11 protein-coding genes are annotated in these 17,637 nt (G+C 39.1%); 2 read left to right on the top strand and 9 right to left on the bottom strand.

Annotated features, from left to right (window positions below):
* Positions 1-3 precede the first annotated feature (3 nt).
* The gene (gene rnc, locus ACWITO_RS05770; protein WP_448529053.1) at positions 4-750 is read left to right on the top strand and encodes a ribonuclease III; all 747 of its coding nucleotides are present in this window, start codon (positions 4-6) and stop codon (positions 748-750) included.
* A 193-nt stretch (positions 751-943) separates the two neighbouring features.
* On the opposite strand, the gene ACWITO_RS05765 is transcribed toward rnc, so the two are convergent.
* Positions 944-2,029, bottom strand: a complete 1,086-nt coding sequence (locus tag ACWITO_RS05765) for a hypothetical protein (RefSeq protein ID WP_448529052.1) — start codon at positions 2,027-2,029, stop codon at positions 944-946.
* A gap of 127 nt (positions 2,030-2,156) precedes the next feature.
* The gene (locus ACWITO_RS05760) at positions 2,157-2,582 is read right to left on the bottom strand and encodes a hypothetical protein (protein WP_448529051.1); all 426 of its coding nucleotides are present in this window, start codon (positions 2,580-2,582) and stop codon (positions 2,157-2,159) included.
* A gap of 316 nt (positions 2,583-2,898) precedes the next feature.
* Between ACWITO_RS05760 and ACWITO_RS05755 the strand changes: the two genes are divergently transcribed.
* On the top strand, positions 2,899-4,998 hold the full coding sequence (locus tag ACWITO_RS05755; RefSeq protein ID WP_448529050.1) for a hypothetical protein: 2,100 nt from the start codon (positions 2,899-2,901) through the stop codon (positions 4,996-4,998).
* Positions 4,999-5,089: 91 nt separating this feature from the next.
* Here the strand turns inward: ACWITO_RS05755 and ACWITO_RS05750 are convergent, their stop codons facing one another.
* The 7 genes from ACWITO_RS05750 to porU2 all read right to left on the bottom strand — a co-directional run bounded on the left by ACWITO_RS05750 (position 5,090) and on the right by porU2 (position 17,599).
* The gene (locus ACWITO_RS05750; RefSeq protein WP_448529049.1) at positions 5,090-6,232 is read right to left on the bottom strand and encodes an MFS transporter; all 1,143 of its coding nucleotides are present in this window, start codon (positions 6,230-6,232) and stop codon (positions 5,090-5,092) included.
* Between the two features lie 241 nt (positions 6,233-6,473).
* Positions 6,474-6,887, bottom strand: a complete 414-nt coding sequence (locus ACWITO_RS05745) for an OsmC family protein (RefSeq protein WP_448529048.1) — start codon at positions 6,885-6,887, stop codon at positions 6,474-6,476.
* Entirely contained in the window at positions 6,884-8,986 is a 2,103-nt protein-coding gene (feoB, locus tag ACWITO_RS05740) for a ferrous iron transport protein B (protein WP_448529047.1), read from the bottom strand. The genes ACWITO_RS05745 and feoB overlap by 4 nt, the downstream gene beginning before the upstream one ends.
* Before the next feature lie 12 nt (positions 8,987-8,998).
* Positions 8,999-9,223 (bottom strand): FeoA family protein, encoded by a 225-nt coding sequence (locus ACWITO_RS05735; RefSeq protein ID WP_448529046.1) that lies wholly within the window; start codon positions 9,221-9,223, stop codon positions 8,999-9,001.
* A gap of 54 nt (positions 9,224-9,277) precedes the next feature.
* Positions 9,278-10,021: a tyrosine-protein phosphatase gene (locus ACWITO_RS05730; protein ID WP_448529045.1), complete on the bottom strand. Its 744-nt coding sequence runs from the start codon at positions 10,019-10,021 to the stop codon at positions 9,278-9,280.
* Positions 10,021-12,453: a GumC family protein gene (locus ACWITO_RS05725; protein ID WP_448529044.1), complete on the bottom strand. Its 2,433-nt coding sequence runs from the start codon at positions 12,451-12,453 to the stop codon at positions 10,021-10,023. The genes ACWITO_RS05730 and ACWITO_RS05725 overlap by 1 nt, the downstream gene beginning before the upstream one ends.
* 106 nt (positions 12,454-12,559) lie before the next feature.
* The gene (gene porU2, locus ACWITO_RS05720) at positions 12,560-17,599 is read right to left on the bottom strand and encodes a putative type IX secretion system sortase PorU2 (RefSeq protein WP_448529043.1); all 5,040 of its coding nucleotides are present in this window, start codon (positions 17,597-17,599) and stop codon (positions 12,560-12,562) included.
* Positions 17,600-17,637: the final 38 nt, after the last annotated feature.

Below are 17,637 nucleotides of genomic sequence, written 5' to 3'. Positions count from 1 at the left end.
CCGATGCTTTGGCTCAAGCACCTTCAAGCGTTTTTTAGGAAGTATTCACCCCAAGAGCAAAGGCTTATTTCTTTTGTGAAAAACATCACAGGAAGTAAGCCTTTGAACTTATCTTTGTACCGATTGGCTCTGATACATAGTTCGGTAGCGATACAAACGCCTAATCAAAATTTTCGCCTTTCCAACGAACGCTTGGAGTATTTGGGAGATGCCGTTTTGGGCTTGATTATCGCAGAATACCTTTACAAAAAATTTCCCTACAAAGATGAGGGCTTTCTGACTGAAATTCGCTCTCGGATTGTCAATCGTGAAAGTTTGAACCAACTGGCTCACAAAATAGGCTTGACCGAGCTTATAGAATACGAAACTTCTATTCAAATTCGTGGCAATCAGTCTATTGCAGGCGATGCTATGGAGGCATTTATTGGGGCGGTGTATTTGGATAAGGGTTTTGCTTTTTGTAGAATTTTTGTGCTGAAACGTCTTTTACAGGCTCATTTGGATTTAGATAAAATCATACAAACCAATCTCAACTACAAAAGTCTGCTGATTGAGTATGCCCAAAAAAACGGCAAAAATGTAGAGTTTGTACTTGTTGAAGAGAAAAATTATCGGAATACTACTACTTTCACTGTGGAGGTTCGTCTGAATGGCAAAGGCATTTCACAAGGAATGGGACAAAACAAGAAAAAAGCTGAACAAACCGCCGCCGAAAAAGCACTGCAAGCTCTGAATGTTCCCTTGAAATAATTTCTTGCTTCTAATACAAGAGCCAAAAGATTTTATTTTGTGATTATTTACGTTCAAGAAGTTCAAAGTTTGATGTTCAAGTCTTTCAGGGCTTTATCTCTCACTTTTTCTATCTATTTTCTCAAATCCTATTCCTGCATCTTGTTTCCTGTTTCCTTATTTCAAACTATACCCTAAACAATTACTATATTTTTTAATCTTGTTTAGGTTCTTGCTCTGCTGTTTTGGCTTTATTTTCTTTTTGCATTTGTTTGAGTTCTTTGGCTCGTGAGGGGGCATTGAGCGGCAAAGGATTGGGCGTAGGCGTACCCGAAATAACTCTTTTCACAGGTTTGCCATTTACCCATATTTCGCCACGATTGGGATATAAGATTTCGCCTTTTCCGCTACTTACTACTGCTCCTTGTCTTTCAGTAGGGTTGTAACGAGGGGATTTTTCAGGGAATTTTTGATAGCGGGGCATATCTTTTTTCCACATAAATTTGCCTTTACGCAAATAACGCACATTGTAGGGCTTGGAGCGGTATTTTTGCAACTCACGATTGGATAGCTTAGACTTACGCAAAGAATACCTGATTTTCAAAGCCCCCAGTGAAGTTGCCATACGATGAGAGCGTTTCATACGTACTTTTTTCCAATCTACATAACGTACCGTACCGCTATAATTCTGCATTTTGCGAGTATTATGGATAATAGCCTTTCGGCGTCTATTAAGAAAGCTATATTTTATTGCTCCCCCCGTAAATTCATCATATCCGCGTCTGTATTCGTGTGGGCGAAATTTGTAATTTGAAATAAACTTATCGTGTCCAAATTTTTTCTTGGTAGGCAGAAAGGCATAACGAGATATGAACTTATCGTAGCCACGTCTGTACTGATGAGGCAAAAATTTGGATTTAGATTTGAACGTAGCAAAGCCTGTTTGCAATTTGTGAGGCAAAAACTTGTAATTAGACTTGAACGTAGCAAAGCCTTTTTTAGGCTCTCTTGGGAATAGCGGTTCAGAGCCTCGGAACTGGCTTTGCCCTAATACTTGGGGCGATTCTACATATCTTTTTTGCCCTGCATAATACCCCGATTGTACGGTTTGTGAATTAGGAATTTTTTCCGAGCCCTTGGATTTTATGCCCTCGCTTGGAGTTACACGCTTTTTCAGACGATATTTGTTGGTAAGAACAGGCTTTTTGGAGGCGGTATTGTCTTTGCGTTGAGCAAAAACTTCGCTACAAGCCAAGAAAATTAAACTCAAAAAAATGATATGTATAAGTTTGGTTTTCAAGCGATTATTTTTTGTAATTATTTACGTTCAAAAACTATAAAGGTTCAAAGTTCAAGCGTTTGAGGTAAAAGTTTTTATCAATGTTCTAAATCCTATTTCCTGCATCTTGTTTGCTGTTTCTATTCTTTTAGTTTCCGTCTTTTTTGGGTTCTTGTTTTTCTTCGGGTAAAGTAGGAGTGGGTTTATCTTCTTCGGGTTGTTCTTGCTCAACTTCATCAGCATTTTTGGCTTTTTTAGCCTTTTTAGCTTTTTTCTTACGTCTTGCCTTGCTATCGGTATCGGGGAATAGTTCTTTATCTTTGATAAATTTCTTTTCTTTTCTAAAAATTTTGCTTAGCTGGGCTCTTGTTTTATGTTTCTTTTTGCTTACACCGCCCACTTTTTTTACTAATCCCGTTTTGCTATGCCTTTCGGTAATGATAAAATTGGTAGGTACATAGCCATCCTCGGGAATAGCTACGGTGCCTACTTCCTGATACGCCGCACAAGTAGAAGGCTTGCGATTGCAAGCAAAAATCAGCCCAATGAAAAATATGTAAAATAAATATTTCAAAACAAACGTTTTTGATTGAAACCCATTACTAAAATTGTCTAAATGCTTGGGAAGTAAGGTTTCTTAGGTTTAAGGTTTGAAGTTAGAAGGTTTAGAACTTCAAACTCTCAACCTAAAACTCTAAAAGCCTCACCACATAAATTTTAGACAAGTACTTTTTGCAAATATACAAAAGCCTTTCTGAAATTTAGCAAAAACTATGCAATATTTTCTTGGCAGAGACTTTATTGTTTGAACCTTTGGATAAAACTTTCTACTTTTGCAAAAACTTTTCCAAGCAATTTACGCTTTTCATTTCATCTAAACTCGTGTATCAATGAAAAAAATTCTGTATAGCTCTGTATTTCTGATGTTTGCTCATATAGCTTTTTCCCAAAATTGCTTCAAAGAAGTAGCTATTCTGATTGATACGCTTCGTTTTACACAAACCAAAAATCAAATTCAATTCAAAGGAGAAAAGTTTTTGGCTTTTGAATATTTCACTGAAAGCCCTACTTGTGAGGTGCGTCTGTTTCCGCAAAATATGGAAAATATCCAAAAAATAGAACTGGCATATTCGCAAGATTTTCAACTTGTAGATTCTATTTTTCGCAGTCAGGATTATTTTCGTTTCAAAATAAAATTCAATAATCTCACCCAAACGCAATTTCTCACCTTCAATTTCATTATTTATCAGATTCCACTGAAAGAAATTCCTTGCGAATTGCGTCTATTTCCTTATTTCAATACCAAAGTAGCCTTTGCACCCAAAGATGATGAGTTGTACGTAGGCGAAGAGCGTATGTTTGAGCTAATTTCCAATAATCCTGAAAATATCCGAACCAATCCTATTCCTACGAGTAGTAAAGATATTGACTATCGTACGGAATACGTAAATAAGCAACTTCGTTTGTATGTTTTGCCTTCAAAAATTGGAGATGTTGATTTTAGTTTGGATTTAAGTACCTTTATCCCTTACATTGACGAAAAAGGACGAGTAAATTATCAGCTTCCCACTATCAAGTATAAGTTTCGCGTAAAAGGTAGCCGTTTGGCTTTTTTGAATACTGATGTAAAAGAAATTACCATAGAAGAGGCTACGCAAAAAGAAGGGGTAGAAGTTCAATTAGACTACAATCGCTATCTGAATGTGGGGAAAACGTATCGTATAGAAAACCAAGAGAAAGTAGGAGGTATGCTTGTCGCAGAAATTTTTATTAAAAGCCTGATGAGTAATGGTAAATTCTTGTGCGTTCTGCGACCTTACGGACAGCATCGTATTTCTGAAAGTTATCTTTATATCAAAAATGGTGATGAGCCTGTTTGTATTACCAATTTTAATGTTACCCCCAAAACTATCATTAACAATATCATTATTTTTCACGAAGGCAATCGGCGAGAGAATGTGTTTTACCCCGGCGAAACTGTTGATGTACGCATAGAAGGGCTTGCTTTGCATAAAGCAAGATTTCGTTTTGACGGCTTGAACGTGCTTACTTCCGACTCACTTATTCGTACCGAAAATGTGCAAACTTTTCGCTTGCAAGTTCCAATGAATATCAGCAAAAAAGAAATAGAAATTTTTAATCGCAACGAAAAAATTGGGCGTACCATTCCTGTAAGCGAGTACCAAAGACCTCATCAGCTCAATTTTGTAAGAATAAACTATGGTGCAGGTAGGCAAGTGCTGAGCGAACTGCCCCAAACCATTCTTTACCCTTACACTATCAAGGATATTGAAGTTTTCTTTGATTATGATAAAATTGACGAAAACAAACTTTTTGGTAGGCAATTTGTAAGCATTGATATAACAATTTTCAATGCACGTGGCGATTTAGTAGATTTGAAACGTATTCCCAATATAATGGTGTGTCCAGGCGAAAATTCGCCAAGATTTGCTTTTTACAGCGATAAGCAGTGCAACAAAGAACCTATCAGCCTGAATAAAACTTTGGGTAGAAAAACTTTTGATTTGGACGGGTGGAGCAGAATAGAAATTACTATTAGCCACGATAAAGACAAATATGGCGGAGAGGGGTTCAGTAAAAAAATTGAAATTATTTTACAAAGAAGACTGCGTTTTGATACAGAGGTAACCTTTCCTGGGGGCTTGCTTATCAAACGTGCCGACCAAGAAAACTTCAGCCCTTTCGGAGGAATTAGTTTGGCAATTATCCAACAACTTAGTTTTTACAATCCCAATAAAATCAATCGCTTCCACCCTTACAAAGTGGGTATTGGCGTACTTGCCAACAATGCCTTTAATTTTAACCCCAATGCAACCAACCGAGATATAGGTGTGGTGCTTTTGGGAAGTTTGTATCCTACTCGGCGAGATGTAAAACTTTCTTTCCCACTTTTTGCAGGAATGGGTTATTTTTTGAGTGCTAAAGCGTGGTTTTTCTTGGTGGGTCCGGGTATTTTCGTGAGTTTCTGATACTTGCTACAAAAGAATGAGAGTTTGCCTCATACACTTGAAGCAAACTCTCACACAATAAATTTTGGAGTAGAAAGCAAGATTTTGGCTCTTAATTCACACTTATTCCCATATTCAGTAAAATAAGCAGAACTACTGCGGTAGCTAAGGCAGAACCTCCGTAGTACAAACCTATGCTGTATCCTGTTTGTCCAGTTTTGGCTCTATTGAGAATATAGGGCAAGGAAGCTACCGAAAGTAAGCTATACACCAAACCCATAAGCAGAAGCATAATGATAGAAATAGTTTGCCCTTTGATGAACAAAGCGGGCAAAATTACTATAAAAGCCGCTATACAGCCCCAAATCAAACTTTTATATGAGCCTTTTTTTTCTACAAATTTACTGATAGGGATAGCAAGCAAAGCAGAAAACATTAGCATAGCCGATTGCAGATAGTCGGGGTCGGAGAAAAAGATTTTTTCAGTTGCACCAAAAAACTTATGCTTTACCCAAATGGCAGGTACGAAAAAGAGCATAAGCATCTTGAAAAGTCCTACGAAGAAGCCTGTTAGGAATAAATCTCTTTTGCTATCTCCACCCAATTCTTCTTTTGCCATTATTTTTTTGTCTTCTTCTGTGGGAGGGGCGATACTTATGGTTTTAATAGCATACGCCGTAGAAATCACAAGCACACCACCTAATATAAAAGTAGGCGTAAGTCCGAGTATGTTGAGGATTTGAATGAGAAAAGGCTCAATGGTATAAATCAGACCGAAAACCATTGTAAGAATTGCCGCAACTTGTGGAAATTTATGGACAGGGGTAAAATTTTCAACCAGTGAAATAGCAGGACTATGAAAAGTAGCCATTGCCGCCAGCCAAAGAATAACAAGCACAGGCAAGAGCCATTTCAGAGGGCTTGCAGGATTGGTATTCAGAGCAACGCTTACAGCTACAAAAATTACCGCCGCAAATGCCGCCCCTGATATAATGATAGGAAATTTTGTTCCTCTTTCACGGAAAGCCTTATCTGCCCATCTTCCTGAAATAGGGTGGAAAATAGCTCCCAAAATACCTTGTGCTACCAGCAATAGCCCTGCAAATTCTACAAAATTGAATTTGAGCAGAAGTTGTGGCTGATATTTTTCGTAAGCAAGCCAGCCAATCGTAATTGCCGCTTCCAGTGCCGCAATACTGATGATAGATTTGGTAAAACTCAATCTTTGGGCTTTAGGTGCAATAGAAGTTGCCATACATTTTTAGTTTAAGTTCTTTTTGAAAAAATCGTTTGTAAGACTTACGAAGCGACTGCCCAAGTGGTTTTCTAAAAAATCAAAAAAATTTGTAATTATTTACGTTCAAGAAGTTCAATGTTTGATGTTCAAGCCTTTAAGGGCTTTATATCTTATTTTTTCTCTCCGACATCTATTCTGTTTCCTGCCTCTTGTTTCTTGTTTCCTTACTGCAAGCTATACCTAAACAATTACAAAGTTTTTATGCGTAATGGAAAAATACTTCCTGCTTTATTTCTGGGGCTAAACTCAAGGCTACGGGGCAGGTACGAGCCGCATTTTCAAGTTTTTGTTTGTATGTGCTTTCCAAAGGCAAACTACTTGGAAAATAAAAATGTACGTGAATTTCTGCAATTCTGCGAGGGTTAGATGCCATTACTTTGGTTGTTTTCCAAGTAACTCCTTGCAAATTTACTTTATCCCTTTCGGCTACGATGCCCATAATGGTCATCATACAACTCCCCAAAGCGGCACAAACCAAATCGGTAGGCGAAAAAGCCTCTCCTTTGCCGTTGTTATCAGTGGGGGCATCAGTAATGATTTTGTTTTGGGAAGCAAAATGTGTGGCTTCGGTGCGTAATTCTCCTAAATAAAGACTTTCAATTTGGTGGCTCATTTGAGTATCGTGTAAGTTATCCAAGAGGCAAGATAAGCTAAAAGATTGAAAAAAACAAGTTGCCCCAAAGGATACTTCCAAGAGCGTGTTTCTTTCCATACTACGGCAAAGGTACTCATACATTGCATTGCAAAAGCATAAAAGACCATCAACGAAAAGCCCACCGCCACCGAGTAGGTTGGTTTTCCTGTTTGAGGGTTTATTTCAGAAGCCATTTTTTGCCTTACGCTTTGCTCGTTTCCTTCCTCACCCAATCCATAAATTACGGACATTGTGGCTACAAAAACCTCACGAGCGGCAAAAGAAGTAATAAGTGAAATGCCTATTTTCCAGTCAAAACCCAAAGGTTGAATGATAGGTTCAAGAGCTTTTCCTAAATTACCTGCAAAAGAGGCTTCTAATTTTGCAGAGCTAATCAGAGGGGCAAGTTCTTCTTCCGAAAGTGTAGGATAGCTTTTTTTGATAGAACTTTCCGCTTTTTCCAAGCTATCTCCCCAGCCATAAGAAGCCAAAGCCCACAGAATTACTGAAATCACTACAATCACTTTTCCTGCATCAAATACGAAGGTTTTTACTTTTTCGTAAATAGTAATAAGAACATTCTTCCAACGAGGCATCTTGTAGGTAGGCATTTCCACAATAAAATAATCATTGCCCCAAAAAGGTAAAAAGCGGCTTAAAACCTTTGCGGCAAGCATAGCCATAAGTAAGCCTAAAAGATACATCGCCAGCAGAGCAAGAGCCTGATAATGCAAAAAGCCCCATAGCATTTTATCGGGTATCACGAGGGCAATCATTACGGTATAAATGGGCAAACGAGCCGAACAGCTAATCAGAGGTACAACCAAAGTAGTAATCAGTCTTTCTTTGGGATTATCAATATTTCGGGTAGCCATAATGGCAGGAATAGCACAAGCCGCTCCTGAAATCAGGGGGACTACACTTTTGCCATTTAAGCCAAATTTTCGCATAATTTTGTCCATCATTATCATTACGCGTGTCATATAGCCTGTTTCTTCCAAAATTGCAATAAAACCAAAGAGTAAAGCTATCTGCGGCACAAAAGTAACTACGGAGCCAATCCCTGCCAAAACGCCCTCTGTCCAAAGATTTGTAAGAAAATGATTGGGTAAATTTTCTCGGAAAAATGCTTGTACTGAGGCTGTACCCTCTTCAATCCATTCCATAGGAATTTCCGCCCACCGAAAAATTGCTGTGAAAATCAGCAGTAGTACCATTAAAAAAGAACCATATCCCCAAAGTGGGTGAAGCAGTATTTTATCAATTTTCCGAGTAATGCTCTGCGGATTGTAGGCTTTTTCGTGTTTTTGAGTGGTTTCTGCAACAATTTTTTCTATTGCTCTAAAACGCTCCAAAGTTTCATCAGTTTGTAGGTGAAGGGCTTGGAAATTGTTTTTAAGCTCTAATTTTTGGAAAAATTGCTTGTCGCTTTCTGAAAGAAAAGATAGTTTTTCGTAATGGTGAAAATATAAATTTGCCCAATAGGTATTGGGTAAATGATATTTTTGGACAATTTCTTGTAAAATACCTTGCAAAGGGGCATAAGTTTGCAGAATACTATGAGGGGCATTTGATTGACTTTTTTCTAAATCAAGGATTTTTTCTTTGAGCTTTTCAACACCTTCGCCACTTCTGGAATTGGTACAAACCACAGGGCTTTGTAGGCGTTCTGCAAGTTTTTGCGTATCAATTTCCCAACCACTTTTTTGGGCTATATCAATCATATTCAGCACTAGAATAGTCGGAAAACCTAAACTTTGTACTTCTGAAAAAAGAAGCAAGTTTCTTTGCAGATTGGAAGCATCAATCACAACCAAAATAGCATCAGGCTTTTCGGGGTTTTGAGGATTGAGCAAAAAATCCAGCACTACTTGCTCATCAGCCGACTTGGGATAGAGGCTATACGTACCGGGCAAATCGGTGATGTATGCTTTACTTTGGTTAGGAAGCGAGAAAGTACCTGTTTTTTTCTCTACGGTTACGCCTGTAAAATTAGCTACTTTTTGGTTCAAACCTGTGAGCTGGTTGAATAGCGAGCTTTTCCCTGCATTAGGATTTCCGATAAGAGCGAGTTTCACGTGAGTAATATTTTATTCAATAATCTGAACTACAATATTTTGAGCTTCACTTTTACGCAAAGCAATAAGCGTTTCTTGTACGGCAATATAAATAGGGTCGCCAAGAGGAGCTTTACCCAATACCTCAATAGTGGTATTAGGGAGTAAGCCCATTTCCAAAAGTTTGAGGAAAATGCCTCTTTGCTGAAATTCAAGGATTTTTACTTTTTCGCCAGTAGGTACTTGATGAAGTTGCATTTAATTAAATTAAATCTAAACAAGTTCGCAAAAATAAGAAAAAACTTTGCAAACTCAAAGAGTGCTATTGAGCCAAGGGTAATTTTGAATTTTCTTGAAAAAAGAACTCTGCACAAGGTTTTGCAAGGTTTTTGCGTGGCGAATGTGGTGGCAGTCGCTTGCCAGAAAATGCGGCAGGCGAGCTTCTACGATTTTTTCAGCGGTTTTTTGTGCCTCTAACGAATAATATCCGACCAGCGAGAGAATATTTATCTGTAACAGAACACCCAAATTTAGCATCTTCTCTAAAAAGCTAAAATTATTCTGTACATACACGTATCTTTCGGGGTGTGCAAGAATAGGCTGATATCCATTGGCTTTCATCAAAAAAATAGCTTCTTCCCAAAAAGCGGGTATATTCAAAAAACCTGTTTCAAAAAGCAGATAGTTTTTTTCGCCAAAGGAGAGCAATTTTTCGTGTTTTTGGAGCAATTGTAAAAAATGTTCATCTACGTAATATTCTGCGGCGGCTTCAATAGGAATATGGATTTGATTTTCTTGTAAGAAAAGACGCAGTTTTTCTAATTTGTTGTGGATAATTTCGGGGGTGTTTTTGTAAAAATCCCACAAAATATGAGGAGTAGTGATGATTTTTTGAAAACCATAACTCCGAAATTGTTCAATGATTTCAAGGGCTTGAGCTTCGGTTTGCACGCCGTCATCAATACCCGCAAGTAAATGAGAGTGCAAATCAACTTTGAGAAAATCAAAGAGGGTAGTGGTAGAAGTGTCTTTTTTACGAGCAAAAAGTTTTAGCATTATTTTTTCCAGAATAAAAGTTTTGTTTTGAATTTGGCGAGCCAGCCCGTAGATTTGGGTGCATTCTTTTCCTCATAATAGCCATATCCGTAGCCATAGCCATAGCCATATTTACCTTGCTCTTCAACAGCATTGAGAATAAGACCAACCGAGCGTATTTGCTGTAAAGAAGTAATTTTTTGAATATTTTTCGCAAAACCTCTACGAGAGTAATTAGCCCGAAGCACAAAAAAGCGAACATCAACCTGCGACATAATGAGCATTGCATCTGTTACCAAACCTACGGGAGGGGTATCTATCAGCACTACATCATAGAGCTCTTTGAGTGTTTTGATAAGTTCTTTGAACTCATTTCTCAAAATAAGTTCCGAAGGATTGGGAGGAACGGGACCTGCTGAAATGTAAGATAGATTTTCAATTTCTGTAGTTCGCAAACACTCTTCCAAAGAGTGCCTGCCAATGAGAATGGTGCTGATACCCTTTTCATTAGAGCCGTTTAGCCCTAAATGTACTTTGGGCTTTCGCATATCCAAATCTATAATTACTACTCGCAAACCCGACATCGCAATAATACCCCCTAAATTGATAGTTACAAAGGTTTTTCCTTCCCCGCTGATAGTAGAAGTTACAGAAACTACCTTCTGACCCGCTTCTTTTTCAGAACGAGGGAACATAAAATCCAAATTGGTTCGAATATTTCTAAACGACTCGCTGATAACGGATTTGGGGTTTTGATGAACAATTAGTTTGGAGTGTTCCATTTTGAATCTTCTGTACTTGGGAATAGCTCCTACCACAGGCATAGAAACCAACTTTTCTAGCTCTTGTTGTGAGCCGATAGTATCTTTGAGCAGATATTTTCCTACAATAAGAAGCAAGCTCAATAATACCCCGATACCTCCTGCTACACCATAAATAAGCGTTTTTTTAGGTGAAATAGGTATGGAGGGCATAGAGGCAGGTGAAATGATTTCAAAATTTGGCACAGTTCCTGCTTCTGCCAAACCAATCTGTATTTTTTGCTGAATAAGATTGTTGTAATAGCTTTGTACGGTTTCGTATTTCTTTTTGAGCTTATTAAATTCTGTAATTTTAGAAGGAAGTCCCAAAAAATTGGCTTCAATTTCAGCGAGTTTTTGTGTGATTTCAGCAAGTTCTTTCAAGATTTTTTTCTTGTAGCGGTCTATGCTTTCTGAAATATTTTTTTGCAAATTGTTAATTTTAATATCCAAAGTTTGGTAAGAATACGAAGCCGAAGTTTCTGAAAGCTCTTGCTGTTGGCGAATCTGACGCAAGCGGTTAAGTTCAGAAATTTGTTGTAAAATTGCCCCATCTACATCGGGCATTAGGGGAATATTTTTAGAATCTACAAAACGCTGATTGACAAATATTTCAAGTTCAATGATAGTTTGCAGTTTCGCATTGATTTTGTAGCGTTCTTCGGTAAGTTGTTGAATTTTATTAACCAGTTCGCTGATTTTTCCTTCAATATTATTGGTTTTGTTTTGAATAATGAATCGTTCCATTTCGGCTTCATAGGCATTGAGTTCTTTCTCAGTTTTTTCTATTTGGGCGTCCAGATACTCTTTCTTTTGCCTATTTGCTCTATTTTTAATTTCTACACTTTTTACACGATACACTTCGCTGATAGTTCTAAGCACATCGCGGGCTTTATTGGCATTGTAGTCTTTGAACGTAATAGAGATAATTTTAGCTTGGGGGTTGAGAATAAAGGCTTCCAAGTTATTAGCCAAATAATTCATTGATTTCCCCTTGCTGTTTAGTACAAAATAAATGCTTTCGTTGTAATTGGCAAGATTTTGCTTCAGCGAGATAAGTAGTTCTATGTCTTTATTTTTGAGCCATTCGCCAAATCTTCCTTGATATTCGGCAATGGTATTTTTGTTGTTTTTTACTTCAATTTTGTAGGTTTGAGCATTTTCACTTTCAATGTAAAACTTTTGGTTGTAAAGATTTTCGTTGAGAACCAAGGCTTGCACTTCAATAGGTGAAAAGCCGTGCATTTCATTATCCAAAATTCTGCCTTCGGCGTAGTATTCTACCGAAAGATTGATATTGTTCAATACTTCCTCGTAAATAAGCGGTGAGCGAATTACCTCCAATTCACCTGCGATGTTATCAATAGGATTTTCCTGATTTAAGCCAATGCGTAAATCCAGCCCTGCCGATTCGTCTTTGAATTCCATTTTAAGATTGGTAGTGCTTTGAAAAATAGGCTTGGTATAGCGTAAATACAGATAAGCTACCGAAACAGAAAGAAAAGGGAAAATTATGAGCCAATACCAATTTTTACGAAGTATGTAAAGAATTTTGGCAAAATCTATGGCTTCCAAAGGACTTTCGCCGCTATCCGCATTATCAGGTTGCAAAAGCCTTCTGAAACGTTCTTCTTCGGTAAGGTATTGAGCCATAATTGATTATTCAAACAAATCGCTAACACAATTTTCGTAAATATACGAAAAATTGTGGAATATTGGTTTTCGGAATTGTAAATTTTTGACCTTCAAAGAAATGAAATTATCTCAAAATATACAACTTTCCATAACCTTTTTTGAAAGCCTTATCGGCTTTGGTAGCTCGGTGCTTAATTTCTTGCCCATTGAGCTTCATAATTACGCGATACAGATATACGCCATTGGCGAGCCTATCACCAAATTCATCTGTACCATTCCAAGCGTACTGCGAAATATTGTTACCTACCCGAATGGGTCCGAGTTCGTCTTGGGTGATTTCACGCACCACTTTGCCCGAAACGGTTAAGATTTGAATTTTCATTTCCTGCGGTACTTCTGAACCTGTAAGCGTGAAAACAAAACGTGTTGAACCTGAAAAAGGATTAGGATAAGGCAAAACATTGGTTACGCTGGCTTCGTTGATTACCTCAAAACTCACTTGATAAGGTTCCATGCCTGCTCGGTTGCCACGGGCATCTTCGCCATTTACACGAAGTGTATAAATGCCATCTTCTAAATTTTTGGGTGTAAATTCTACATCAATATTTCTTCCTTCGCTTCGCCAACGTAAGTCATTGCCACTGAAAGGAATACGCTCAAAAGTACAATTTTCGCAAGGGCGTTTGAGGCGAATATCCAAGCCAATAGTGTCTTGTTTTTGTAAAAATGGGTTATCGTCGCGTAGGCGTATGCGTATCAGCGGATTAGCGGAAACTATATCGCCGTCTAAAATTCTTGCTCCGTCAAAAGTTACATCAAGAATAGGATTTTTGTTGTCGCGTAAAACTTCATATTTTACCTCTACAATGTTGTTGTCGTAATATTGCTCTAAAACTTGCTTGGGATTTACATACACCCGCAAAATATTTTCACCATCATTACCAAGTGTCTGTACAGGTACTTCAAAAGTAGTGTATTCTTGTGGTTTGGGGGCTTTGATACGCATAGTACGGATAGTCTGCCTACCTTTGCTTGGATTGGTGAAGGTACATTCTACAAGTAGAGAGTCCGCTGGAAATTCTTTACCCGAAATATTTTCAAAAGCAAAGGGAATACTGAGCGGCTCGCCTTCTTGCTTGGGCGTAATTTTATACTTTTCCAAACCTACTCTTTCGGTATTCAAAAAGCCTTCGGGAACGCCGTCATAAATTACTTGCCAGCGTTTCAGTTGTGTAGGGCTAAAATTGATACTATCTTGGGTATAAAGTTGCAAACGCAAATAAGGATATTGTGTGGCATCAATACTATTGAGGGCAAATGCATACTGATTTTGCGGAACATTGCTGTTCAAAACAACCTGCTGACCTGCTAAATTTTCTCCAATAATACTCAACCGCCATACATCGGGGCTATTGATAGGTTCAGAAGGCAATATTTTTTTGTAAAGCGTACCCCAAGCGGTTGCGGGTCCTATGCGAGTAGAGGTAACGGTACCTTTGGTAAAGCCGCCTCCAAACTCATAGTCCATTGAAATAGTTTCCGTAGTTGGGCTTGTTATGGAAGTGGCTATGATTTCCTGCAATCTTGCACCACCTTTTTGAGCAAACAATATGTATGGTTCGCCTTCGTTCAAGGTTGCCAGTGCCGCAGGCGAGCCTCCCATTGCTTGCAGAGTAGGCAATGCCGCCGCCCAAGCCGCATTGGTTACGTTTCCTTTGTTAAATACCAAAATGTAGCTTCCTGTGGGTATTTGCAAGAAAGCACTTTGCAAAGCACCATTGATAATGGCAGAATTGGTAAAATAATACACCACAGAAGGGCGTCTGCCACAAATAGGAACTCCTGTATTGCTTCCGCCGAATACTTGATAAGGCAATTTACTTTCCTGTTCAAAAACGACCACTAAAAGTGTATTGGCAAAACAGGGGTCGCTATCGTTGGGGGTAATAAGAGGCAAATCGTTCAGGAAGCAATTGGTATTGCTGAAATTTACACCTGCATCGGGGCTATCTTTGCCAAAAGTGCGTACGCGTATGCGATTTTGGACTTGCTTAAATTCCCATTTCCTTTGTAATTCGTTCTTGACAATCCCTACATCGGTGCTTTTAGAAAATTGAAAAAAATGGCTCTGCGACCAACCAGGGGGGCTATTTTTGATGTAAATAAAACTGCTTTCGTCCCACAAAATATTAGGATTATTTACGGCATCTGCAAAATTGACACGCCAATAATATACCAAGCTATCCGAAGGTAAAATATCGGTGAGTAAAGTAGTTTCCCAAGTGGCAATGCTTCCTGCGGGTACAATCCGAGAGCGTTTGATAGGGCTATTAAACTTATGTGTGGTATCAATTTCAAAAATAAAGTCGCGAGGCTCTAACTGCAAATTAGCGGCTTGTGCCATTAACTTTACAGGCTGACTGCTCACAATGCTGTATTCAGGTGGGAATAAGGCTCTTGCTCCATAATCGGGGATAAAAATTTCTAAAAAGGCAGTGTTGTTATTCTCAAATACTTCACTGACTTCATTTTTCCAGTCCAAATGCACCTCAAATCGGTTGTTGCCAAAGAAACTCACACCCGCAGGTCGGCGGATAGTGATATACACGCTATCGGTACGGCGAGGGTCATTGTAGCGAATTTCGGGGGTATGGTCAAGGATTGAGCCATTGGGTAAAGTTTGCTTAACAGAAATTTCAAATTGTGTATTGAAAGTTTTAGAAAGGTTGGCGAGTTTTACTTTCAGAAGCAAAGAATCGGCACGAGCGATTACAGGGGCATTGTTGAAACCTTCCAGAGAAAGCCAAGCATTTTGGGTGAAAAGGTCGGGGGCATTACCACCTATGAGGCGTACAGCAGGGTCTCCTTGCAGAGCCATTTGTTGTACGTGTGCCAAATCCATAAAGTTGGTAGAAGGACTAAAAGCAGGTCCGAAAGTACGAACTACTTGTTGGGTGATTTCCCCCAAAGATTTACCAAAAAAACTTGCATTGGCGAAAGCCGTAGAGTAGAAGCGTGATGAATAGCTATTCAGATTGGAAGCAAAGCCCAAAGAAGTATTTGCCAGCCAGCCAATACAGCCTCTTTCGGCAGTAAAGAGCCAATCTTCGGCTTGGGTAGGCTTGCCCGAATATACATCTCCCAAACTACAACCATTTCCCAAAAGCAGTGGATATTTGCCTTTGTTCCGATACCCTTGGGTATCATCAGAGGCTTGCCCAATTTCAATATCGGTGATATTTTGCCCCGAATGTCCAAAGAAAGTCATCAGGGCAGTACCTTTGTTGAGTTCATCAGCTACGTTGATGTACTCAACGTTGGCAGAAGTTGATTTGCGAACCGTTTTTACAATCCCTGCCAAAAAATCGGCTTCGGCAATTCCTTTGTAAATATTTAAGTAAAAAAGCAAAGAAGCCTGTTCGCCTGCACCAATGCCGCCGCTCAGATGTAAGATGTTTTTTCGCCAAGTATCACCTTTTCCGAAACCATCTTCGTGTTCTTTTACTTTATTAAGGTAATTGGCAACTTGTTGGGGGGTACGAGCTACCAGCCTTCCCACAGGAATAGCAGGGGCGTAGTTATACATATCAAAACCCGCAGTAAAGGGCAAATCGCTACCCGGAAAGCCCCAAGTAGGCACTAAATTCATTGCCCAGTGAGCAGGATTTGAACGAATGTCGTAATCGGTGAAATAAATAGAGCCAAATTGGGCATCAAAAGGACGTAGAGTTATCGGATAACCTATCAAAAACAAGTATTTAGGCGAGCCATTAAAATAGCAATATCGGGCAAAATTACGAATTGCGAGTGGTGTGTATTCGCCATAGCTGAATTGGTCGTAAAGTTGTAAAATATTTGCAATCAGTGGTCTATAGCTTCCACCTTGTACAGAGGCTCGGTAATCGGCATAAGCCTGAATTACATTGCTATACCCGCCTGCCGCTTGCATAAGATTGGGGTGTGTAACAATCAGATAATCTACTTGTGCAGGATTGAAATTGAAAAAACTCACAGGACGAATCCCAATGATACTTCTGAAATTATTGCAAAAGAAAATTCTTTTGTTGCTGGTAGTGCCATCAATGATTGCAGAAACCGTGCCTACGCCTGTGGTGGCAACTCTTCTGATATTATTTTCATCAGTAATATCGTACAATAGTGAGCCATTGGGTACATTGTTTACATTGATGAGCGAAGTACCGCCTGCATTGGTGGGCAAAAGAAATTCTTTTTCATTCTGATTGTTGGCATTAGGACTTTGAGAATACACCAAACGAACAGAAGTAACAGAAAACCAGCCATCGCCGCCATTATGAATGGCTCGTAAAATAAAGTTTCCGTTGGTGGGTAAATCTGTAAAGTTCAGAGTGGCAGGTAGAAATCCTTGATTGTAGTCGGCGATATTGGGGCTGGCAATGGTTCGTAAAGAGGAAACGGAACTGCCTACCTGAAAGGTAATGGAAACAGGTGCTACACGCCTGCTCACATAGCGAATTTCCAAATAAGGGCTTTGCCCAAAACTTACGGCATTTTGTACAGGTATGAGAAAATCGCGGCTACCGCTGTAAATAGGCGTACTGGTGAAGCCTTCGCCTCTGTCGTAGCTGGCTAAATAGCAAAAGGTTGTGGAAGCAAAATTGTTTTTGCCCGGTGAAAGCTGTTCGGCAAGCACACTGATACGCTCTTCTAAAAGATAGCTTTCGGGGGTATAGCCCAAATCGGGTAAATTAAGAATGGGCATACGTTTGCCTGCAATGCCATTTCGCCAAGTAATAAAATATGCCGTAGTATCAGAGTGTAGGTTGTGATAAGGATTGACCTGATTGAATGTATTGGGATAATAAAGTTGCTGGTCAAGAGTGCCGTCGTTGCCTTTGCCGTAAAATTCTACATAATCGGAAGCATCAAAAGTGCCATCGCCTTCGCCTGCAACAAAAATGGCTTGCTCTTGCCCTCTATGAAAAATCTGAATAAACTGCGGATTGATACTGGCGGGAAAACCCGCAGATACGAGCTGGGGTTGCGTAATGCGATAGATACCTTTTTGCGTTACGGGAATTTTGAAGTAAGTTTGAGCAGGATTTATCCATTCATTGCCATAAGGCTGGGCATAAGCTACATAACAAAGCAAGAAAATAGCAAAAGCAGTAGCAACACGTTTCATAGCGAGCATTTTTTACCTTTTATACACAAAAAAACAAA

The organism is Raineya sp., assembly GCF_053497555.1.
The sequence above is the reverse complement of the archived record's forward strand: the minus strand, read 5'-3'. Positions and strand labels throughout refer to the sequence as shown.

What these genes read in the sequence shown, in the direction of transcription:
- rnc (WP_448529053.1), top strand. Translation starts at nt 4, where the DNA reads ATGCTTTGGCTCAAGCACCTTCAAGCGTTTTTTAGGAAGTATTCACCC.
- ACWITO_RS05755 (WP_448529050.1), top strand. Translation starts at nt 2,899, where the DNA reads ATGAAAAAAATTCTGTATAGCTCTGTATTTCTGATGTTTGCTCATATA.
- ACWITO_RS05750 (WP_448529049.1), bottom strand. Translation starts at nt 6,232, where the DNA reads ATGGCAACTTCTATTGCACCTAAAGCCCAAAGATTGAGTTTTACCAAA.
- ACWITO_RS05745 (WP_448529048.1), bottom strand. Translation starts at nt 6,887, where the DNA reads ATGAGCCACCAAATTGAAAGTCTTTATTTAGGAGAATTACGCACCGAA.
- ACWITO_RS05735 (WP_448529046.1), bottom strand. Translation starts at nt 9,223, where the DNA reads ATGCAACTTCATCAAGTACCTACTGGCGAAAAAGTAAAAATCCTTGAA.
- ACWITO_RS05730 (WP_448529045.1), bottom strand. Translation starts at nt 10,021, where the DNA reads ATGCTAAAACTTTTTGCTCGTAAAAAAGACACTTCTACCACTACCCTC.
- ACWITO_RS05725 (WP_448529044.1), bottom strand. Translation starts at nt 12,453, where the DNA reads ATGGCTCAATACCTTACCGAAGAAGAACGTTTCAGAAGGCTTTTGCAA.
- porU2 (WP_448529043.1), bottom strand. Translation starts at nt 17,599, where the DNA reads ATGAAACGTGTTGCTACTGCTTTTGCTATTTTCTTGCTTTGTTATGTA.